Annotated in this window: 21 protein-coding genes and 1 riboswitch; of the genes, 10 read left to right on the top strand and 11 right to left on the bottom strand. The window is 69.2% G+C overall.

Annotated elements, in window-relative coordinates:
- The first annotated feature begins 31 nt into the window (after nucleotides 1-31).
- Nucleotides 32-1483, top strand: coding sequence for an amino acid permease (locus tag ABD256_RS09415; protein ID WP_344415737.1), 1452 nt, complete (start codon nucleotides 32-34; stop codon nucleotides 1481-1483).
- A 1-nt stretch (nucleotide 1484) separates the two neighbouring features.
- Here the strand turns inward: ABD256_RS09415 and ABD256_RS09410 are convergent, their stop codons facing one another.
- Nucleotides 1485-2537 (bottom strand): nitronate monooxygenase, encoded by a 1053-nt coding sequence (locus tag ABD256_RS09410; RefSeq protein ID WP_344415735.1) that lies wholly within the window; start codon nucleotides 2535-2537, stop codon nucleotides 1485-1487.
- A 244-nt stretch (nucleotides 2538-2781) separates the two neighbouring features.
- Here ABD256_RS09410 and ABD256_RS09405 point away from each other — a divergent pair, with 244 nt between their 5' ends.
- Both ABD256_RS09405 and ABD256_RS09400 read left to right on the top strand, forming a co-directional pair.
- Complete coding sequence (locus ABD256_RS09405) at nucleotides 2782-3015, top strand: hypothetical protein (protein ID WP_344415733.1); 234 nt, start codon at nucleotides 2782-2784, stop codon at nucleotides 3013-3015.
- Between the two features lie 44 nt (nucleotides 3016-3059).
- Nucleotides 3060-3506: a pyridoxamine 5'-phosphate oxidase family protein gene (locus ABD256_RS09400; RefSeq protein WP_344415731.1), complete on the top strand. Its 447-nt coding sequence runs from the start codon at nucleotides 3060-3062 to the stop codon at nucleotides 3504-3506.
- Between the two features lies 1 nt (nucleotide 3507).
- Here ABD256_RS09400 and lepA read toward each other — a convergent pair whose 3' ends face one another.
- A complete protein-coding gene (gene lepA, locus ABD256_RS09395; RefSeq protein WP_344415729.1) occupies nucleotides 3508-5367 on the bottom strand; it encodes a translation elongation factor 4 in 1860 nt (619 codons plus the stop codon).
- 115 nt (nucleotides 5368-5482) lie between these two features.
- On the opposite strand from lepA, the gene ABD256_RS09390 reads away from it, so the two are divergent.
- Nucleotides 5483-6094, top strand: coding sequence for a class I SAM-dependent methyltransferase (locus ABD256_RS09390; RefSeq protein ID WP_344415727.1), 612 nt, complete (start codon nucleotides 5483-5485; stop codon nucleotides 6092-6094).
- A gap of 30 nt (nucleotides 6095-6124) precedes the next feature.
- Here ABD256_RS09390 and ABD256_RS09385 read toward each other — a convergent pair whose 3' ends face one another.
- The gene (locus ABD256_RS09385; protein WP_344415725.1) at nucleotides 6125-7096 is read right to left on the bottom strand and encodes an AsnC family transcriptional regulator; all 972 of its coding nucleotides are present in this window, start codon (nucleotides 7094-7096) and stop codon (nucleotides 6125-6127) included.
- Between the two features lie 198 nt (nucleotides 7097-7294).
- Between ABD256_RS09385 and ABD256_RS09380 the strand changes: the two genes are divergently transcribed.
- The 4 genes from ABD256_RS09380 to ABD256_RS09365 all read left to right on the top strand — a co-directional run bounded on the left by ABD256_RS09380 (nucleotide 7295) and on the right by ABD256_RS09365 (nucleotide 10923).
- The gene (locus ABD256_RS09380) at nucleotides 7295-8131 is read left to right on the top strand and encodes an LLM class F420-dependent oxidoreductase (protein ID WP_344415723.1); all 837 of its coding nucleotides are present in this window, start codon (nucleotides 7295-7297) and stop codon (nucleotides 8129-8131) included.
- A 1-nt stretch (nucleotide 8132) separates the two neighbouring features.
- Nucleotides 8133-9116 carry an amidohydrolase family protein gene (locus ABD256_RS09375; RefSeq protein ID WP_344415721.1) on the top strand — a complete coding sequence of 328 codons (984 nt, stop codon included), beginning with the start codon at nucleotides 8133-8135 and terminating at the stop codon, nucleotides 9114-9116.
- Between the two features lie 9 nt (nucleotides 9117-9125).
- Nucleotides 9126-9731: a nitroreductase family protein gene (locus tag ABD256_RS09370; RefSeq protein ID WP_344415719.1), complete on the top strand. Its 606-nt coding sequence runs from the start codon at nucleotides 9126-9128 to the stop codon at nucleotides 9729-9731.
- A 73-nt stretch (nucleotides 9732-9804) separates the two neighbouring features.
- Nucleotides 9805-10923, top strand: coding sequence for an FAD-dependent oxidoreductase (locus tag ABD256_RS09365; protein WP_344415717.1), 1119 nt, complete (start codon nucleotides 9805-9807; stop codon nucleotides 10921-10923).
- Here ABD256_RS09365 and ABD256_RS09360 read toward each other — a convergent pair.
- Genes ABD256_RS09360 through ABD256_RS09335 form a run of 6 tightly spaced genes read right to left on the bottom strand, consistent with a single transcriptional unit; the run spans nucleotide 10920 to nucleotide 15422 of the window.
- A complete protein-coding gene (locus ABD256_RS09360) occupies nucleotides 10920-11942 on the bottom strand; it encodes a WXG100 family type VII secretion target (protein ID WP_344415715.1) in 1023 nt (340 codons plus the stop codon). The two genes, ABD256_RS09365 and ABD256_RS09360, sit on opposite strands and share 4 nt — an antisense overlap.
- Nucleotides 11942-12256: a type VII secretion target gene (locus tag ABD256_RS09355; protein ID WP_344415713.1), complete on the bottom strand. Its 315-nt coding sequence runs from the start codon at nucleotides 12254-12256 to the stop codon at nucleotides 11942-11944. The genes ABD256_RS09360 and ABD256_RS09355 overlap by 1 nt, the downstream gene beginning before the upstream one ends.
- A gap of 6 nt (nucleotides 12257-12262) precedes the next feature.
- Entirely contained in the window at nucleotides 12263-12832 is a 570-nt protein-coding gene (locus ABD256_RS09350) for a YbaB/EbfC family nucleoid-associated protein (protein WP_344415711.1), read from the bottom strand.
- Between the two features lie 21 nt (nucleotides 12833-12853).
- The gene (locus ABD256_RS09345; protein ID WP_344415709.1) at nucleotides 12854-14089 is read right to left on the bottom strand and encodes a DUF6346 domain-containing protein; all 1236 of its coding nucleotides are present in this window, start codon (nucleotides 14087-14089) and stop codon (nucleotides 12854-12856) included.
- A gap of 45 nt (nucleotides 14090-14134) precedes the next feature.
- Nucleotides 14135-14515, bottom strand: coding sequence for a VOC family protein (locus ABD256_RS09340; RefSeq protein ID WP_344415707.1), 381 nt, complete (start codon nucleotides 14513-14515; stop codon nucleotides 14135-14137).
- Nucleotides 14516-14561: 46 nt separating this feature from the next.
- Entirely contained in the window at nucleotides 14562-15422 is an 861-nt protein-coding gene (locus ABD256_RS09335) for a DMT family transporter (RefSeq protein WP_344415705.1), read from the bottom strand.
- A gap of 367 nt (nucleotides 15423-15789) precedes the next feature.
- Here ABD256_RS09335 and rpsT point away from each other — a divergent pair, with 367 nt between their 5' ends.
- Nucleotides 15790-16050, top strand: coding sequence for a 30S ribosomal protein S20 (gene rpsT, locus ABD256_RS09330; protein WP_344415703.1), 261 nt, complete (start codon nucleotides 15790-15792; stop codon nucleotides 16048-16050).
- A gap of 668 nt (nucleotides 16051-16718) precedes the next feature.
- On the opposite strand, the gene holA is transcribed toward rpsT, so the two are convergent.
- Complete coding sequence (gene holA / locus ABD256_RS09325) at nucleotides 16719-17699, bottom strand: DNA polymerase III subunit delta (RefSeq protein WP_344415701.1); 981 nt, start codon at nucleotides 17697-17699, stop codon at nucleotides 16719-16721.
- Nucleotides 17700-17827: 128 nt separating this feature from the next.
- A riboswitch (SAM riboswitch) is annotated at nucleotides 17828-17960 on the top strand.
- A gap of 13 nt (nucleotides 17961-17973) precedes the next feature.
- Between holA and thrC the strand changes: the two genes are divergently transcribed.
- A complete protein-coding gene (gene thrC, locus ABD256_RS09320; protein ID WP_344415699.1) occupies nucleotides 17974-19230 on the top strand; it encodes a threonine synthase in 1257 nt (418 codons plus the stop codon).
- 43 nt (nucleotides 19231-19273) lie between these two features.
- On the opposite strand, the gene ABD256_RS09315 is transcribed toward thrC, so the two are convergent.
- A complete protein-coding gene (locus ABD256_RS09315) occupies nucleotides 19274-20167 on the bottom strand; it encodes a TIGR03854 family LLM class F420-dependent oxidoreductase (protein ID WP_344415697.1) in 894 nt (297 codons plus the stop codon).
- Nucleotides 20168-20209 lie beyond the last annotated feature (42 nt).

Below are 20209 nucleotides of genomic sequence, written 5' to 3'. Positions count from 1 at the left end.
CCGGAATCGTTTCACCCTGTTGGAGACCGTCATGTCCGCTCCCCCCATCGGAACCGGCCCGTTCCGGCGGAAACCCATCGACCAGATCGCGGAGATCGAAGACGCGGGAGGAGCCGGTGGCCTGCAGCGCACGCTCGGCCTGCGCCAGCTCACCGCGATCGGGGTCGGCGGCATCATCGGTGCCGGGATCTTCTCGCTGGCAGGCGCGGTCGCGAACAAGACCGCGGGCCCCGCCGTGCTGATCTCGTTCCTGATCGCCGGTATCGCCAGCGCCGCGGCGGCGTTCTCCTACGCCGAGTTCGCCGGCCTGATCCCGAGGGCGGGTTCCGCCTACACCTACGGCTACGCGGTGCTCGGCGAGATCGTCGGCTGGTTCATCGGCTGGGACCTGCTGCTGGAGTACACCGCGATCGTCGCCGTGGTGGCGATCGGCATTTCCGGGTACTTCAACGACCTGCTCGGTTTCCTCGACATCAAGCTTCCACTGTGGATGTCCGGGTCACCTGGCACCGAACCGACCGGCGTCGAACCCGGTTCGTACAAGGTGAACCTGTTCGCGATGCTGCTGTGCCTGTTGATCGCGTTCATCCTCAACCAGGGCATGAAGAACGCCGCCAGGTTCGAGACCGTGCTGGTCTACGTCAAGGTCGCGATCGTGCTGCTGGTGGTCGTGGTCGGCGCGTTCCACATCAACTCCGGCAACTACTCGAACTTCTTCCCGTTCGGCATCAGCGGCGCCTTCACCGGCGCGGCAACGGTGTTCTTCGCGGTGTTCGGCTACGACGCCATGTCCACCGCGGCCGAGGAGTCGAAGGACTCCCAGAAGCACATGCCCAAGGCGATCCTGTACTCGCTCGCCATCTCGATGGTGCTGTACGTGCTCGCGTGCCTGGTGCTCACCGGGATGGTGAACTACACCGACATCGACTCGGAGAGCGCGTTCTCCAGCGCGTTCCGGTCGGTCGGGCTCGGCTGGCTCGGCCTGATCATCGCGGTCGGCGCGATCCTCGGCATCCTCACCGTGCTGTTCACGTTCATGATGGGCGCGACGCGCGTCGGCTACTCGATGAGCCGCGACGGCCTGCTGCCCAAGTGGTTCTCCGGCACGCACCCGGTGCGCAAGGTGCCGAGCCGGATGACCTGGGTGCTCGGCATCGCCTCCGCCGTGATCGCCGGGGTGCTGCCCATCGCCGAGGCCGCCGAGCTGACCAACATCGGCATCCTGCTGGCGTTCGTGGTGGTGTGCGTGGCGGTCATCGTGCTGCGCTACCGCCGCCCCGACCTGCCGAGGACGTTCCGCTGCCCGGGAATGCCCGTGGTGCCCGCGATCGGCGTGGTGTTCTCGATCTGGCTGATCACCTTCCTCGAGCCGGCGACCTGGCTGCGGTTCGCGATCTGGTTCGCCATCGGCATGGTCGTCTACTTCGGCTATGGCAGGCGGAACTCCTTGCTGGCCAAGAAGAACCCGCTCGAAGAGAGCTGAGTCAGCCGAGGCGCCGGGCGGCCGAGGACACGGCCGCCCGCGCCTCCCTGCCGAGCCTGGCCACGATCTCGGCGACCGTGCCCCCGGTCGCCAGCTCGTAGGTCTGCCCCGCCCACAGCGACAGCATCTCCGCGTCGCCCGCCTTGCCCGCCGCCGCGCGCACCGGCCGGGTGAGGTTGTTCACCTGGGGGTAGGCGGCCGGGGCCGATCCCGAGTTCTCGTCGAGGAAACGGTTGCGCAGGCCCCGCGCGGGACGGCCGCTGAAGGCGCGCGTAAACCTCGTCTTCCGGCCGCCTCCGGCCAGTGCGCGCCGGTGCGCGGGCTGGGTACCGGCTTCTTCCGCGCGCAGGAACGCGGTGCCGAGCTGCGCGGCGACCGCGCCACCGGCCAGCACGGCCGCGACGTCCGCGCCGTGCACCAGCCCGCCCGCCGCCACCAGCGGCAGGTCCACCGCCGCGCGCACCAGCCGCAGCGCCGCGAGCAGACCGTAGACCTCGCCGCCTGCCGGGTCATCGGCGTCGTCGGTGAGCAGGCCGCGATGGGCGCCTGCCTCGAAACCCTGGACGCACAGGGCATCCGCCCCGCTCACGGCCGCGAGCTCCGCCTCATCCGGTCCGGTGACCGTCACCAGCACCGCGCTGCCTGCCGCGTGCAGACTGTCCACAGCGGACTGTGATGGCACGCCGAAGGTGAACGAGACCCACGGAACCCGCTGTGCCACCACGGTTTCCAGCTTCGTCGGATAATCGTCATCATCCCATGTGGGCGCACCCGGCTCGACGCCGTGGCGCCGTGCCTCCTCGGCGATCACCCGCTCGTACGTCGAAGTGTCCACTCGCGACTCCCGGCCGGGCACGAAGAGGTTCACCCCGAACGACTCCGCGCCGAGCTCCCTCGTGCGCTCGATCTGCGCGGCCAGCGCGGCCGCCTTCAGGTACCCGGCGGCGAGGAAGGCGCCGCCACCCGCCTTCGAGGCAGCGGCCACCAGCTCGGGCGTGGACGGCCCGCCCGCCATCGGAGCGACCAGTACCGGCGTGCGCAAGGTGTCGAACATGGTTCCACCTTAGGAACAAGGCACCCGGTCCGCGAGGTCTCCTCGGACACACGATCCAGCCACGAGCACCGTCTCCTGTGGATTTCCGGTTTGTAAAGCACCGTCACCTGTTCGGGGCGGCCCGGGTTTCATCCTCGAAAACCGGTGGTAAACCGCCTTGTTCACCCGTTTCGGCCCGTGCACTGTGCTCCGTATGCGAACGCACTTCGCATCCGCAGTAGCCGAACGAGAGAGCAGGGAGCGCATGAGCGACTACCGGGATTGCACCGTGACGGAGACCGCGAACCAGGGCAAGGCGAGGCGCTGGGCCAAGCGGGGCATCGCGCTGGGCGCGCTCACCGTGCCGATGGTGGCGGTGCTCGGCGGCACCGCGTCGGCGGCGGAGCTCACCCCCATCGCCGAGTACCTCGACCACACGATCGCCGGCACGTCGGCGGCCGTGGTCAAGGCGCTGGCCGCGCTGCTGGGTGTCAGCTGACGGGATTCCGGACGGCCATGGCCCCGCGGCGCTACCGTGGGGCCATGGCCGTCGATCTGGAAGTCGTCCGCGGGCTCGCCGTCGCCGAGCACGGGCTCGCCACCATCGCCACCACGCGACCGGACGGGACAGTGCACGCGTCGGTGGTCAACGCGGGAGTGCTCGACCACCCGGTCACCGGGAAGCCCACCGTCGGGTTCGTCGCCCGCGGCGGCACCAAGAAGCTCGAACTCCTGCGCCGCACCGGCAACGCCGCCATCGTCTTCCGCCGCGGCTGGTCGTGGGCCTCGGTCCAGGGCGCCACGAGCCTGATCGGCCCGGACGACCCCGAACCCGCCTTCCCCGGCGCCGAACTGCCGCGCCTGCTGCGCGAGGTGTTCGTCGCCGCCACCGGCACGCACGACGACTGGGACGAGTACGACCGCGTGATGGCGGCCGAACGCCGGGTCGCCGTCTTCGTCGACCCGGCCCGCATCACCGGGAACGCCTGAGCTACTTCTTGCCCTTGCCCTTGTCGGACGGGTCTTCCGAGGACAGGGCCGCCACGAAGGCCTCCTGCGGAACTTCGACGCGCCCCACGGTCTTCATCCGCTTCTTGCCTTCCTTCTGCTTCTCCAGCAGCTTGCGCTTGCGCGAGATGTCACCGCCGTAGCACTTCGCCAGCACGTCCTTGCGGATCGCCCTGATCGTCTCGCGGGCGATGATCCTGGCGCCGATGGCGGCCTGGATCGGCACCTCGAACTGCTGCCGGGGAATGAGCTCGCGCAGCCGCGTCGCCATCTTGTTGCCGTAGCCGTAGGCGGAGTCCTTGTGCACGATCGCGGAGAACGCGTCGACCGCCTCGCCCTGCAGGAGAATGTCGACCTTCACCAACTCGGACGCCTGCTCCCCCGCCTCCTCGTAGTCGAGCGAGGCATAGCCGCGGGTACGCGACTTCAAGGAGTCGAAGAAGTCGAAGATGATCTCCGCGAGTGGCAGGTTGTAGCGCAGCTCCACCCTGTCCTCGGACAGGTAGTCCATGCCGAGCATCTGGCCGCGCTTGCCCTGGCACAGCTCCATGATCGCGCCGATGAACTCCGACGGCGCGATCACCGTGACCTTGCTGAGCGGCTCGTGCACCTCGCTGATCTTCGCGCCGGTCGGCCAGTCGGACGGGTTCGTCACGGTCACCTCGCCGCCGTCCTCCAGGAAAACCTGGTAGACGACGTTCGGGGCGGTCGAGATCAGGTCGAGGCCGAACTCGCGCTCCAGGCGGTCACGCGTGATCTCCAGGTGCAGCAGGCCGAGAAACCCGCAGCGGAACCCGAAGCCCAGCGCCACCGAGGTTTCCGGTTCGTAGTCCAGTGCCGCGTCGTTGAGCTGGAGCTTGTCCAGCGCCTCGCGCAGCACCGGGTAGTCCGAACCGTCCACTGGGTACAGTCCCGAGTAGACCATCGGCTTCGGCTCCCGGTACCCGGCCAGCGGATCCGTGGCGCCCTTGCGCTCCGAGGTCACGGTGTCCCCGACCTTGGACTGGCGGACGTCCTTCACCCCGGTGATCAGGTAGCCGACCTCGCCGACGCCGAGCCCCTTGCTCGGCTTCGGCTCCGGCGAGATGATGCCGACCTCCAGCAGCTCGTGCGTGGCACCGGTGGACATCATCTTGATCCGCTCGCGCGGCACGATCGTCCCGTCGACCACCCTGATGTAGGTGACCACGCCGCGGTAGGTGTCGTACACCGAGTCGAAGATCATCGCCCGCGCGGGCGCGTCAGCGTCCCCGACCGGCGGCGGCACCTGGCGCACCGCCTCGTCGAGCAGGTTCTTCACGCCGTCACCGGTCTTCGCCGACACGCGCAGCACGTCCGTCGGCTCGCAGCCGATGATGTGCGCCAGCTCGGCCGCGTACTTGTCCGGATCGGCCGCGGGCAGGTCGATCTTGTTCAGCACCGGGATGATGTGCAGGTCCTTTTCGAGCGCGAGGTAGAGGTTCGCCAGCGTCTGCGCCTCGATCCCCTGCGCCGCGTCGACCAGCAGGATCGCCCCTTCGCAGGCCTCCAGCGCACGCGAGACCTCGTAGGTGAAGTCGACGTGGCCGGGAGTGTCGATCAGGTGCAGGACGTGGTCCTGCCCGTCGAGCCGCCACGGCAGGCGCACGTTCTGCGCCTTGATGGTGATCCCGCGTTCCCGCTCGATGTCCATCCGGTCCAGGTACTGGGCGCGCATCGCCCGCTCTTCGACCACGCCGGTGAGCTGCAGCATCCGGTCGGCCAGTGTCGACTTGCCGTGGTCGATGTGCGCGATGATACAGAAGTTCCGGATGAGCTCCGGCGGCGTGAACGTGTCGTCCGCGAACGTGCGTGGGGCTGTCACTCGTGTGGTCCTCGGGAAGTCGGGGGTGAGCGTGTCCATCGTCCCACGAGCATCCGGGCGCGAATACGGGTCATCCCCGATGCACGCTCGGTATACCTGTGTTGACCTGGGAGGTATGAGCGATTCGATGACCCAGATGCTGGATCGCGCGTTCGGCCACCCGCGCGGTCTGCTCGGCAGGCTCGGTGGCGCGATGATGGCACACGGCAACGCGGCGACCGAGCGCCACCTGGTCAAACTCGCGAAGCTCGGCGGCGAGGACACCGTGCTCGTCGTCGGCCCCGGGCCCGGAGTCGGGCTCGCCGCGGCCGCGAAGGCCGCGCGCAGAACCGTCGGCGTGGACCCCTCGGAAGAGATGCTGGCGCGCTGCCGTGATCGCTGCCACGACCTGATCGCGAGTGGCGCCGCCGAACTGCGGCACGGCACCGCCGAGGACCACGGTCAGCCCGACGAGTCCGCCGACGCCGTCCTGACCGTCAACAACGTGCAGCTGTGGCCGGACCGCGCCGCCGCGTTCCGCGCGCTGCGCCGCGCACTGCGCCCCGGCGGCCGGATCCTGGTGTCCGCACACGACAAGTGGCTGCCGGTGTCCCGGCACGAACTCGGCGACGAACTCGTCGCCGCCGGGTTCACCGACGTGCAGACCTGGACCTGGGATCCGCCCGGCCGGAGCGCGAGCCTCGCCGCGCAACTGCGCGCCGTCCGGCCGCCGGAAAGCACCCCCTGAAGACACGCGCGCACCGCGGTGCGGGAGACCTCAGCCCGGTGCCGTCGAGGCGTCCGATGGCTCGGACGAGTAGCGCGGAAGGTGCCTGCCGAGGGTGTCGGCCAGCTCCTTGGCCTGGCGGATCAGGTCTTCCCGGTAGGTGATGACGGTGTTCCAGTACAGGCAGAGGGTGCCGCGCCGGGTGTCGCCGCTGCACACCGGCATGCCCAGCCAGCTGTGGAAACCTTCGGAGAGCACGAGGTCGGTCACGGAGCGGAAGAGCGGGTCGGTCTGGGCGTCGGCCACGAACACGTGCTGGTTGTGTTTGACGATGTTCGGGAGGACGACCCCCTCCGCCTGACCTTTGACGCGGATTTCCTCGACGTAGCGAGAGGAAAGACCTCGCCAGCGCATCGTGGACGGCCACGAGGACCGGGTCGGGTCGACGGGCCCGGCGTACCCGGTGGCCACGTGCACTCGGTCGGCGCCGAGCGACGCGGTGGCCACGTCACAGGCGAGGTCGAGCAGTTCGGCCATGCCGGCGACCCCCGACGCCTGCTTGTCGAACTGCTCGAAGTGGTCCGGCCGGGTAGCGGTGCCGCGGGTGACCGTCTCGACGACGTGCGTCGAGTGTGACTCCTCGATGCCAGGTCCCTGCTCGACGTGGCGGACGTAGAAATCGAGCGCGTCGCTGTCGGAGTCGAACGACGCGAGGACGATCAGCTCGTAGGCCCCGGTGGCCAGGTGGACCTCGTCCACCTGGGGCATCGACGCCAAGCGGTCGGCGACGACGAACCGCTGGCCCGGCTTGGCCCGTGCCAGGACGATGAGCCGCGACGGCGGCGCTTCGCGGTCCATGGTGGCCACCACCCGCATACCGGCGCGCTCGATCAATCGGCGGACCCGCTGGCGCACGGTCTTCTCCGACACCCCGACCCGGGCGGCGACCTCGAGGTTGGGCATGCGCCCGTTCTCGGCCAGCAGTCCGAAGATCTTTTCATCCAGCGCGTCGAGTTCGGGCACAGGAACCTCCTTGTCCCGGACATGCTAACAGCATCAAAATCCGAACATCGGCCATATTGGGTCGATATTCGGACACATCTAGTTGTCGAGTCCGAATTATGGGCGTACGGTTGCCGTAATTCGACACATCGCTCGCTGCCGGGCCGGCTGCTCCGCGCCGGGCGAACGAAGGAACCACGAGAGAGGAGGCGGCAAGGCGTGCGATTCGCTTTCAGGACCGCTCCCCAGCACACCACCTGGGCCGAGCTACTGGCCGTCTGGCAGGTGGCCGAGGACATCGAGGTGTTCGAATCGGGCTGGACCTTCGACCACTTCTATCCCATCTTCTCCGACAGCCGGGGACCGTGCCTGGAAGGCTGGACGGTCACGACCGCACTGGCCCAGGCGACCGAGCGGCTCCGGTTCGGGACCCTCGTGACCGGCATTCCCTACCGGCATCCCGCCGTACTCGCCAACATGGCGACCGCCCTCGACCTCATTTCCGGCGGCAGGCTGGAGCTGGGGATAGGAGCCGGTTGGCACGAAGAGGAATCAGCCGCCTACGGCATTCCGCTCGGCACGCCCGCGCAGCGCAGCGATCGGTTCGAGGAGGCATGCGAGGTACTCACCGGCCTCATGAGCCAGGAGTCGACCACCTTCCAGGGCGAGTACTACCAACTCACCGACGCCCGCAACGAACCCAAAGGCGTCCAGCGCCCCCATCCGCCGATCTGCATCGGGGGCAACGGAGAGAAGCGCACCCTCCGCACGGCGGCCCGCTTCGCCCAGCATTGGAGCTTCCTCGGCGGAACCCCGTCGGAATTCGCCCGGAAACGGGATGTCCTCCATGCCCACTGCGACGACCTCGGCAGAGATCCGAGCGAGATCCTCCTGTCGAGCCCGGTGAGGTACGACGGAGATGCGGCAGCCACCGCCGCCTCGGCTGCCGCACTGGGCGAGGAAGGGCTGGGGCTCGCCATCATCCCGCTGAAGCCGCCGTTCGACCCGGCGGTACTCGAGCCGCTGGCCTCCGCCCTCTCCGAGATTGGCCGGTAACATGATCGTCGACGTACACGCCCATTACCTGCCCGGTTCGTATCGGCCCCTGCTGGAAACGTTGACCGCGGTGTCCGGGAGGCCGACCACGCCCGCGGCGAACCCGATGCCAGAGGCGCGTCGGATATTCGCCGCGATATCCGATGAACCGGGGATGCTCGATCAGCGTAGTGACATGATGGACGATGCCGGAGTGGAGCGGCAGATTCTGTCTCCGGGCAGCATGGCCCCTTACGCGACGGAACTCCGGCTGGCCGTCGAGGCGGCGCGGGTACTCAACGACAGTTACCGCGAGCTGGTCGATTCGCGTCCAGGCCGGTTCTCTTCCCTCGTTTCCCTGCCCTTGCCGCATATCGATGCGTCACTCGAGGAAATGCGGCGCGGGCTGGACGAGCTGGGCATGGTCGGCGTGGCCCTCAGCTGTTCGGTGTTCAACCGCTCCACCGTCGAGGAGGAATTCGAACCGCTGTACGAGGAGATGAACGCGCGCGGCACGACCCTCTTCTTCCATCCCTGCCAAAACGGCATCTGCTCGCCATTCATCACCGACTACGGATTCACGACCGCGGCCGGGGCGTCACTGGAAGACACCGCCGTCGTCCTCCACCTGATCAAGCGGAACATCCCGGTCCGCTATCCCAACATCAAAATCGTGATCCCGCATTTGGGCGGCATGATCCCCATGCAGCTGGCGCGGCTCGACGGCCAAGCCAGCACGCCGGATCTGCTCAGTACGCCGAGTGCGATGGCTCGCAGCCTCTACTACGACACCGTTGGCTGGGGTTCCCAAGCCGCCCTCCGGTGCGCCTGGGAAGCCTTCGGGGCCGACCACCTCGTGCCGGGAAGCGACTTCTCCGCGCTGCTGGCGGTCGAGACCTACAAACGGACGTTCGAGTACATCCAGGAATCCGGATTGCCGGACAAGGACATCGAGAAGGTCCTCTACCGCAACGCGCCGGCCCTGTTCGACTTCGACAAGGCGTGAGGGTCGAACATGGATGTGTTCGAGGCGATGGAGTCGGCCATGACCATGCGGTGGCTGTCCGACGAGCCCGTGCCGGATGAGCTGATCGAGAAACTGGTCTGGGCCGGCACCAGAGCGCCGAGCCCGGAGAACTCCCAACTCTGGGATTTCGTCGTGGTCACGTCGCCGGAGCAGCGCGCACGTCTCCACGAGGCGATTGTTCCCGACATCTCGTCACTCGACACCGTCCGCGGGAAAGTGGCAGATGCCGCCGACCCCGCGAAACGTCGCATGGGAGAGGGTGCCTATCACCTGCTGGCCACTCTGCGAAAGGCTCCGGTTCTCATCTTCGTCTGTGCGTCATCGTATGTTCCTGGCGACCCGAGAGAGGACCGCTACCAGTTCTCCGCCATTTACGGGGCCACGCAAAACATGCTCGTGGCCGGAAGGGCGCTGGGCTTGGGGGTGGCCCCGACCGGCATCCACCATCTCAACACCAGAGGCGTCCGAGCCGTGCTCGGCGTGCCGGAGCACAAGATCATCGGGATGACCGTGGCGGTGGGGTGGCCTGCCCGCCCGTTCCGTCCGGTCAAGCGGAAGGCGATCGCGGACGTGCTGCACACCGATACCTGGTGAGGCCCCCAGATTTCCGCCACCTGTCCGGTGGTTCTTCGAATACCTTTCCGGCAACTTCCGGTAGGAGGACACGATGGGCCGGGTGATCATCGCCGGTGCGGGAATCGTCGGGTTGAGCACCGCGCTTTCCGCGCGCCGAGCGGGTTTCGAGGTCGCGGTCCGGGAGAGAGCGCCGCGGATCAGGGAGACCGGCGCCGTGCTCGGGGTGTGGCCGCACACGATCCGGGAACTCGAACGGCTCGGACTCGGCCCGCGACTGGCCGAGATCAAGGCGGAACGGAGTTTCGTACGCTATCGCGATTTCTCCGGTACCGAGTTCGCCACGACCGGAATGCCACCGGCCCGGACGGTGCACCGCGCCAGGCTCAGTGCCTTACTCGCCTCCGCCGTCGGCGAGGACGACCTGCGAACCGGCAAGGAACTCGTCGACTACGTCGAAGACCGCGATGGCGTCACCGTTCACTACGCCGATGGCGACCACGAACGCGCTGACCTGCTCGTCGGTGCCGACGGCCTGAATTCGCGGGTGCGCGCGATCCTCAACCCCGGCTCCGGGAGCCGCCACCAGGGCGGGCACCACGTGTGGCGGGCGGTACTGCCCTTCGACGGCGAGCTCGGCGAGGGCTGCCCGGTGCTCGGGCGCGACCGCACCCGAGGGACGCTCACGCGCCTCGCCGACGGGTCCTGTTGCTGGGTGATCGCCCAATTCGGCACCTCGACCAGCGCCACCATGAACAGCAAGGAAGAGGCCCTCGCCAGGGTGCCGAACCTGCACGACGGAACATGGCCGTTCGCGCTGCGCGAAGCCGTCCTGGCCACCCCGGAAGACTCGGTCCTGCACAGCCGGGTCGCCGTGGTCCCCGCGATCTCCCGCTGGGCCAGCGGCCGGGTCGTGCTCGCCGGAGACGCGGCACACGCCATGTCCCCGCACATCGGGTCCGGCGCCTCGCTGGGGATCGAGGACGCGCGCGTGCTCGGTGACTGCCTCGGCGGCGCCGGAATCGCACCGGCACTGGCCGCGTACCAGGACGACAGGCTCGACCGCTACCGGCAAGTGCGACGGCACGCGAACACCATGGCCGCGGCGCCGACGCCGTTGTCCTATGTGGAACGATTCGCCGCATACCTGAACTGGCTCCACAACAGCCGAACCCGCCCGGCCACGTGTCTACCTCACCCGGTTCGGGCCTAGGGCTTCTTCGCGGCGTCTTCCTTGGCGTCGTCGTAGTTCTCGTCGGCCTGCGCTTCTTCCTTCGCGCCTTCGTAGATGCCGGTGCGGGCGTAGTTCCCGGGGCTGAGCGTGTCCGAGAAGCCGTCACGGCCGCGCTTGGCGAACAGGTCGTCGGCCTTGTCCACGGCGTTCTTCACCGGGCCGGGCACGTGGTTCTTGACGGTGTCCTGCCACAGGCCCATCCGGCCCTCGACCTGGTTCATCAGCCTGCCGTTCTTCCCGGCGACCTTGCCGAGCGACTTGCCTGCCTTCCCCAGCCGCTGCGACATCTTGGCCAGTGCCTGCACGGCGCCGCGAAGCCTGCTGAAGCGGTTGAGGATGTTCGCGAGCTTCATCAGCATCTTCGAGATCTTGCCGACGATCTTGCCCGCGGTCGCCGCGCCGCGGGCGACCGCCCAGCCGATGAACGCCCCGATCGACGCGCCGAAGGAGCACCAGCTCGTGGCAACGGCCGCCGCGGCGGCCACGATGATCTCGCCGATCACGTCCGCGATCAGATCGCGGATGATCCCGCGCACGGTCGCGACGAGCTGGCCGGAGCCCTGCAGCGACTGCGACACCCCGGTCGCCGCGCCGGACAGGGACCGGATCTCCTTCGCGATCTTGGTCGAGGACTCGCGGTACTTCGTGGCCGCGTCGCCCTTCCACGAGGTGATCTCGCTCTTCACCGCGCTCTCGTAGTCGGTGGCGATCGTCTCGAGCTCCTTGCGGATGTCCTCGCCCCAGGTCACCGCGATCGCCTGGATGGCCTTGGGGTCACCGGCCAGGTCGTCGAGCGGTTCCTTGAGGAAGTCGAGGTGCTCGATCAGGTATCCGACACCCGCGCTGGCGAGCGTGCCGAACGGGTTCCCGATGAAGCCGAGCGCGTCCATGCCGAGCGCGAGCCCGTCCATGGCCCAGTCCTCTGGCTTGTCGATGTCCTGCACCGCCTGCCAGACGGTGTCGGCGGGGCCCGCCCCGTCCAGGTCGAAGTCCCCCATCATTCCTCCGTGTGCAGTGACTTGAGCAGTTGCTTGATCTCGTCTTCGATCTTTTCGTAGTGCTGGCCCGCGGCTTTGACGTCGGTGCCGAAGTCGGTGAAGGCGCTCGCGACGTCGGTCATCGCCTCGGCCGTCTGCGAGATCTGCTCACGCGCGCTCGTGGAGAAGGCCTGGCCGATGATCCCGTAGGTCTCGATGCCGAGGTCGACGCCGGCGCCCTTCTTCGACGCCGCCTCCAGGCGGCCACCGAGCTTCGACATGGTTCCCGAGTGGGTAGCCAGGTCGGCCGGGGTGGAATGGAATCCGTCAGGCATCGTCGCTCACCTCATGATCGAGCCGCCGAAGGGCTCATCGTCGTCATCGTCGGCCGGGCGGGCACGCCGCGGCCTCGCGGGCGGAGCCGGGGGCACCGGCGGGGCGGGAGGCGGCGGGGGCGGGGGCGCCTGCTGCTGCTCGTAGGCCGGCCGCAGCACCGGGGCCTGTTCGCCCGGCGCGGCGGGCTTCGGCGCCTCCTCGGGCTCCTCTTCCTGCTGCGCGGCGCCGATCTGCTCGCGGAGGAACTCCATCGCGTCCGAGTCGTCGCCGACGAGCGGTGTCACGGCCGCCTGGGTCTGACCGGCCGCGTCGGCGTGCGCCTTCTGGATCGTCTGCTTGATCGCCGCCGCCAGCCGGTCCGGGCCGAGGCTCATCGCCTGCGGCGTCAGCTCCAGGTTCTCCACCCGGCCGCCCGGTGCGAGCACCACCTTGACCGCGCCGTCCGGGCTCTCCGCCCGCGCGCGCATGTTCTTGATCTGCTCCTGCGCCTCCGCCGCGCGGCGCTGGATGTCGGCGATCTTGCCGGAGTAGTTCGCGAGCCACTCCTGCCCGACCGCCATGCCTTCCGAAGCCAAAGCTGCCCCTTTCCTCCCGGCCTACGACTGCGCGACGCCGGACCCGGTTCCCGCCGAAGCGGAACTTTCTTCATGAATTTCGAGCAGCCGCTTCAGCCGCGCGTACTTGCTCTCGATGCTGCTCAGCCAGAGCACGCCGAGACTGCCGAGCAGGATCGCGTCGGTGAGCGCCGCGACCCAGACCAGCGCCGGCGCCGACGACGGCACGTGCTGCACGGCACGGATGATCGCCCACGCGGCGAGTCCGAGCAACGCGACCCCGAACAGGGTGCTCACGACCACGCTGGAGCGCCCCGACGACCTGAGCCGGTCCAGGTTCGCCGCCATCCGCTCCTCGGTCGGCTTCTCCCCGTCCAGCTCGGTGAGCAGGTAGTTCGGCCCGTGCTCGACCACCTTCGCGGCGTCGCTGCGCGCGCTCGCGACGAAGAACAGGCAGAACACCGCGACGATGACACCGAAGATCAGCACCGCGACGGTCGGCGGGTCGGCCAGCAGCGCCTGCTTGATCTGCGGCCACGGCGACTCGAAGCGCACCGCCCTCGGCGCGTCGTTGCGCGGCACGGTGGACAGGCTGACCAGCACGATCGCCAGCACGCACCAGCACGCGAGCAGCCGGAGCCGCCGGACGAGGCGCAGCTTCGGCACGGCCGCGCGCGCAGCGGGCCCGACCGGCCACTTCTCGTCGGCCTTCCGCCCTGCCTTGCTGGCTTCGCGGCGGCGCGTGCCGGGATAGGGCTCGCTCTCCGCGCCGCCCGTAACCGGCTTCCGCTTCCTGGCCGCGCTGTACACCACGAGGGGCAGCGCCAGCAGCAGGACGATCAGCCCGCCCATGACCGGGAAGGTGACGTCGGCGAAGCGCGCCGTGTCGTCGTTGCGGCCGTACACCGTCGCCGAGCGGCGGCCGGGGTCGTGCTGGTAGACGGGTACGTCGTGCCCCACGTCGGCGGGCGTCATCTCCCCCGCCGGGAACTCGCGGTGCTCGGTCTTCCCGTCCGTCCAGCGAACGTCCGCGGCGCATTCGTAGGTGTAGCCGAACCCGCGGACGCCGACCGGCCCGTGCTCGCGGCACGCGGTCACCGCGGCGGTGCCGACCTTGTCGACGGCGGGCCCGGAACCGGCCAGATGATGCCCCAGCGTCACTGTTCCGAGCCAGCCCGCCACGAGGTACAGCACCAGAAGGACCCCGGACAGGACCCGTCGCCCAAGGCGGGAACCGCCGGACGCATAGGAGCTACCGGGCAAAGAGGTGTCGGACACGGGCGTCAGCTTCGCACAGCGTTACCGCGGTTTTCCCGGACCCCGTCAGGGCTGGCGGACGTCCACCCGCAGGGGGTGGTCGGCCGGGATTTCGACCAGCACGATCCGGGTGCCGTCGGGATCGGAGATCCAGGCTTCGTGCAGGCCCCACGGTTCGAGCCGCGCGCCGCGGTCCGGTTCCACCCCCTTGGCGGCCAGTTCGGCCAGCGCGTCGGCGAGGTCCCGGACCTGGAGCCACAGCGCGACGTCGGGGCTCGCCCCGCCTTCGCCCTCGCCCACGACCTCGAGGAATCCCTGCCCGAGGAAGAAGACCGTGCCCGCCGGGAACTCGCGGTAGATCGCGAGCCCGAGCGTGTCGCGGTAGAAGGCGGTCGTCGTGTCCCGGTCCCGGGGCTTCAGGAGCACCCGGCTGCTCAGCACCTGCATGCGCACATGCCTACCGCACGACGTGCGGGAACGCCCACCCGAAGCGTCACGAAGCGGCGATCGCGGCGATGCCGGCGAGCACCACCACCGAGCCCGCGATCCGGCGCAGCGGGTTCGCCTCCTTCAGCACCAGCCACGCCGCCACCCCGCCGAACACGATGCTCAGCTCGCGCGCCGGGGCCACCAGGCTCACCGGCGCCATCGTCATCGCGAACAGCACCAGCACGTACGCGGCCGGAGAGAGCAGGCCGACCACCAGGATCTCCTTGCGATGCGCCCGCCACAGCTCACGGGTGCGATCGCCGCGCAGCGCGTGGGGCGCCAGCAGCGCGCTCTGCAGGACCGCGCCCAGCGCGAAGTACGTCACCGGCGGCACCGTGAGCGCGTTGACGGCGTGGTCGTCCCACAGCGTGTAGGCGGCGATCGCGACCCCGGTCAGCAGGCCGTAGAAGATGCTGGTCCGCCGGGCCGCGCGGTCCACCTTGGCGCCGCCGGTGCCGATCACGATCACCCCGGCGATCACCAGCGCGGCACCGGCCAGTCCGAGCGGGCCCGGCCGCTCGCCGAGCACCAGCACCGCGGCCAGCACCGACAGCAGCGGGCCGCTGCCCCGCGCCAGCGGGTACACCACGGAGAGGTCGCCGACGTCGTAGCCGCGTTGCAGGACGATGCCGTAGAGGACGTGCAGCACCGCGGTCACCGCGGCGGCGAGCAGCCAAGTCCACTGTGGACGTTCGTCGCCGAACAGCACGATCGCGAGGCCGATGGGCGCGCAGGCGATTCCGCTGATCGAGTAGTAGAGCCACACGAACCGCGCACCGCCGGAGGGAACCCGCTTCGCGGCGAGGTTCCACAGCGCGTGGAGGACGGCGGCGACGAGGACGAAGGAGAGAGCGGTGCCCTGCACGAAAGAACCCTTCTGCTTTTCGCGCGCGCGAAAAGCGGGTTCCTCCAGGCTTTTGTCCCGTCAGATGAACGACCGTCCCGTTCCAGGCCGATGGTGCCGCTCGGACCTGCCCCGCCGGGTCTTGTTGTGGTGATGCGTCCTGCGGCGACCCGGCGGCGGAACCCTAGGCACTACGAAGATCACTGTACGCCCCTTCGCGCCAGAACCCTCCCGGCGACCTCCCGGAACGCCCTGTTAGGCTTGTCGACCGTTGCCGTGTGGCATTCCGCAATGGAGGAAGCCCGCGTCGCGCCCGGTGTCACCGGGCGAGGCCGGAGCCACGAAGACGCGGCGGCGAAACCCACCGAAGACGCAGGAGGAATGCCTCATGGCGAACATCAAGTCGCAGATGAAGCGCATCAAGACCAACGAGAAGGCGCGCCAGCGCAACCAGTCGATCAAGTCTTCGGTGAAGACCGCGATCCGCAAGTTCCGCGAGGCCGCCGCGGCCGGTGACAAGGACAAGGCCCTCGAGCTGCAGCGCGAAGCCGGGCGGAAGCTCGACAAGGCCGCCAGCAAGGGTGTCCTGCACCCGAACCAGGCCGCCAACAAGAAGTCGGCGATCGCGAAGCGCGCCAACGAGCTCTGAGCACCCGCTCGTCGACGAAGCCCCGGCCACCAGGCCGGGGCTTCGCTGCGTTCGGGGTATCCCCGTTGGCCGGCTCGGAGCCGCTTCGGGACCGTGCCTAGCGCTCTCGGTTGACGCGTCAGATGTGGCACTCAAGTCATCACGAGCAACAAGATCGATCACCCTCCGCCAGTTTCCGGGGACTGTGCTGAGGGCACATGCCCGGCCGTCCACGTGCCGGACCGTGGAACACCGCTCTTCCCAGGAAGCGTCGTCCCGATCGCCGACGGGTTGACTAGGGAGCACTTCGCGAAGCACCTACGAGCGCTCGCATGGCGGCTGGAAACTCAGCCGGTCCACACGGTGCGGAAGAGCAGGCTTCCCTGAAGCGGTTCCTGGCCGGAGAACCGCGCCCGGAAGGACACAACTCCTCGTGGCAGGCGAATGTGCGCGGCATGGTGCAGGCGGGTACAGAAATCGGACGGTGCGAATGGTCCGGGCACAGCTCACCGACTACCAGCGGTACCGACTCGCATGGGGTATCCCCGGTAACACCTCGGTCCCGGTACGCCTGGACTTCTCCGGAATATGGACACACGTCACCGAGAAAGAGTTGAAAAACGGGTCTCGAACACCGCGCGGCCCTCGCGGCCGTAGGCGAGGTTCCCGCCCGGATCAGAGCACCGGGCTCAGCGCCTGTCCTTGGCGGCGGCCAGTTCCAGCACCGCGCGTTCGATGGCGTAGTCCGGGTCCGCCGCGGCGCCCTTGACCTCGGCGTTGAGCCTCGCCACGATCTGCATCGCATCGGCGAGGCCGTCCTGGCCCCAGCCCCGCGACTGGCCCTGTGCCTTGCGGATCTTCCACGGCGGCATGCCCAGCTCACCCGCCATCTGGTTCGGGTTGCCCCGGCCCGCGGCGGTCACCTTCGCGATCGTGCGCACCGCGTCCGCGAGCGCGTCGGCGACCAGCACGTGCGGCACGCCGATCTGCATCGCCCAGCGCACCGACTCCAGCGCCGCCGACCGATCGCCCGCGACCGCCTTCTCCGCCACCGCGAAACCGGTCACGTCCGCACGGCCACGGTGGTAGCGGCGGACGGCTTCCTCGTCGATCCTGCCACCGGTGTCCGCGACCAGCTGCGCCGACGCCGACGCCAGTTCGCGGAGATCGGAGCCGACCGCGTCGATCAGCGCGAGCACGCCCGCGCCGTCGATCTTGCCACCCGCCTGGCGGACTTCGTTGCGCACGAACGCCTCGCGCTCGGCGGGCTTCGTGATCTTCGCGCACTCGGTGACCACCGCGCCCGCCTTGCGGAGCGCGGGCGGCAGCGCCTTGGCCGCCTTGCTCCGCCCGCCGCCGCTGTGCACGACGACCAGCGTGACGCCGTCTGCTGGCTGCTTGAGGTAGGACAGGATGACGTCCGCGATCTCCTGCGACACGTCCTGCGCCGATTCGAGCGCGATCACCCTGCCTTCGGCGAACAACGACGGGCTGACCATCTCCAGCAGCGAGGGAGCTGTGAGTTCCGACACCCGCACCCTGGTCAGGTCTGCGGTCGAATCGACCATCCTGGCCGCCGAGAGCGCACCGCGCACCGCGCGTTCGATCAACAGCTCCTCCTCACCGAGGACGAGGTGGAGCGGCGCGGGGGCGGCAACGGGATCGGTCACCCCCCGATCCTCCCAGACCGCCGCGCGGGCGAGGAAGGCCACGCCGCCCGGTATGGCGCGCCGCGAACGCCATGTCGTACGGTGTAGCCGAGGCAGCCGCCCGATCGGGCGCGCCGAAAACTGAATACCGCTCATCCAGAGGGGCAGAGGGAACGGCCCGATGAAGCCCCGGCAACCGGCGTCAGCCTGTCATCTCGATTCCGCGAGGTAGCTGACGATCACGGTGCCAATTCCGGCCCGCGTCAGCGGGACAGATGAGGAAAGGAACCTCGCGATGACCGCAACCCTCGGCACGAAGCGCACCTTCGACCTCGGCCCCGCCGTGGAACTGGTGTCCAAGGAAGAAGGCCACCGGCAGCCGCTGGCCCCGGAGTTCGTGTCCGCGGAGGACTTCTCCCCGCTCGAGGTGGCCTACGACTTCGGGCGCGTGCGCCGCGAGGACATCGAAGCCGGCCCCAACAACATCTGGCGCTACAAGAAGCTCCTGCCGGTGCCCTCGAACGTCGAAGAGATCCCGAACACCGAACCTGGCGGCACCAGGCTCGTCCGCGCCGATCGTCTCGCGAAGGCACTCGGCGTCAAGCGGATCTGGGTGAAGGACGACACCGGCAACCCGACCCACTCGTTCAAGGACCGCGTCGTGGCCGTCGCGCTGGCCGCCGCCCGCGAGTTCGGGTTCGACGTGCTCGCCTGCCCGTCCACCGGCAACCTCGCGAACGCGGTCGGCGCCGCGGCCGCCAGGGCGGGCTGGGAGTCGGTGGTGCTCGTCCCGTCCAGCCTGGAGCGGGCCAAGATCCTCACCACCGCGGTCTACGACGGCGCGCTGATCGCCGTCGACGGCAACTACGACGACGTGAACCGGCTCGCCACGCAACTGGCCGCGGAGAACGAGAACTGGGCGTTCGTCAACGTGAACGTGCGCCCGTACTACTCCGAGGGATCCAAGACGCTCGCCTTCGAAGTGGCCGAGCAGCTCGGCTGGCGGATCCCCGAGCAGATCGTCGTCCCGATCGCCTCCGGCTCGCAGCTGACCAAGGTGGACAAGGGTTTCCGCGAACTCGGGGAGCTCGGGCTCGTCGAAGCCAGCCCCTACAAGGTCTTCGGCGCGCAGGCGACCGGGTGCTCGCCGGTGTCCGCCGCGTTCCGCGCCGGGCACGACGTGGTGCAGCCGGTGAAGCCGGACACGATCGCGCGCTCGCTCGCGATCGGCAACCCCGCCGACGGCCCGTACGTGCTGGACACCGTGACCCGCACCGGCGGCGCCATCGAGGACGTCAGCGACGAAGAGGTCGTCGAGGGCATCCGGCTGCTGGCCCGTACCGAAGGCATCTTCACCGAGACCGCGGGCGGCGTGACCGTCGCGACCGCCAAGAAGCTCATCGAGGCGGGCAAGATCGACCCCGACCAGGAGACCGTCCTGCTGATCACCGGCGACGGGCTGAAGACGCTGGACGCGCTGGACGGCAAGATCGGCCCGCGCGCGACGGTGGCCCCCTCCGCCGACGCCGTGCGCGCGGCGCTCGCCGGCTGAGCGAGCCGGGTCCTGGTCAGTCCTCAGTGGACTGACCAGGACATCAGTTCTGCAGCGGCATCATGACTTCCGCGAACCGGTCGACGAACCGCTTGTACGGCTCGGCGCCACCGGGGTAGAGCACGAACTTGCTCAGCCCCGCGTCGATGTACTCCTCGACGAGCCGTCGCGCGGCGTCCCAGCTGCCGGGGACCAGCCGGGCGGGGTCCGTCCCCGGTGCCTGCCGCGAAACCGCGGCGGCGAACTCGGCTGGCACCCCGTCGGGCGCGATCACGAGGCTGATCCCGAAATGGTCCGCCTCGACTTCGCGCCCGGCATCCGCGGCGGCCTCCTGGATGGCCTCGCGGCCCGCACGCGCCTGCTCCGGCGTGATGAAGCTGGCGAGCCAGCCATCCGCCAGCCTGCCGACGCGGCGCAGCGCGCCCGGTGCCTTCCCGCCGAGCCACAGGTCGAGCCGCTTCGGTCGCGCCGCCCCGAGGCTGACGTTCTCCACCTGGAAGAACTCCCCATCGAACGTCACGTCGTCCTGTTCCAGCAGCAACCTGATCAGGCGCAGCGACTCGTCGAACACCGCGGCACGGCGGCCTTCCGGCACGGGGAAGAGCCGCACTTCGCGCTCGCGCGCGGGTTTCAGGCCGAACACCGGCAGTACCCGCTTCGGGGCCAGCGCGGCGAGCGACGAAAGCTGCTTGGCGACCAGCACCGGATCCCGGCCGGGCAGCACCATCACCCCGGTGCCCACCTTGAGGTGCTCCGTCCTGGCCAGCGCGTGCGCCATGCCGACCACCGGATCGACCCGCGGCGAGTACACCGCCTCCGGCAACCAGAGCGAGTCGATCCCGGCGCGCTCCAGCAGGTCGACGTGCGCGCCGAAGTCCGCGATCGCCCCTTCGGCGGGCGTTCCGGCACCGAGCCTGATCTTGAGGTCCTCCGCCATGCCACTCCCCCTTCGCCTCCGGCCGCACGGCACGACCACTCT

Origin of the sequence: Amycolatopsis minnesotensis (assembly GCF_039529815.1) — a bacterium.
GTDB lineage: Bacteria > Actinomycetota > Actinomycetes > Mycobacteriales > Pseudonocardiaceae > Amycolatopsis > Amycolatopsis minnesotensis.
This window is presented reverse-complemented; position numbering and strand designations above follow the sequence as displayed.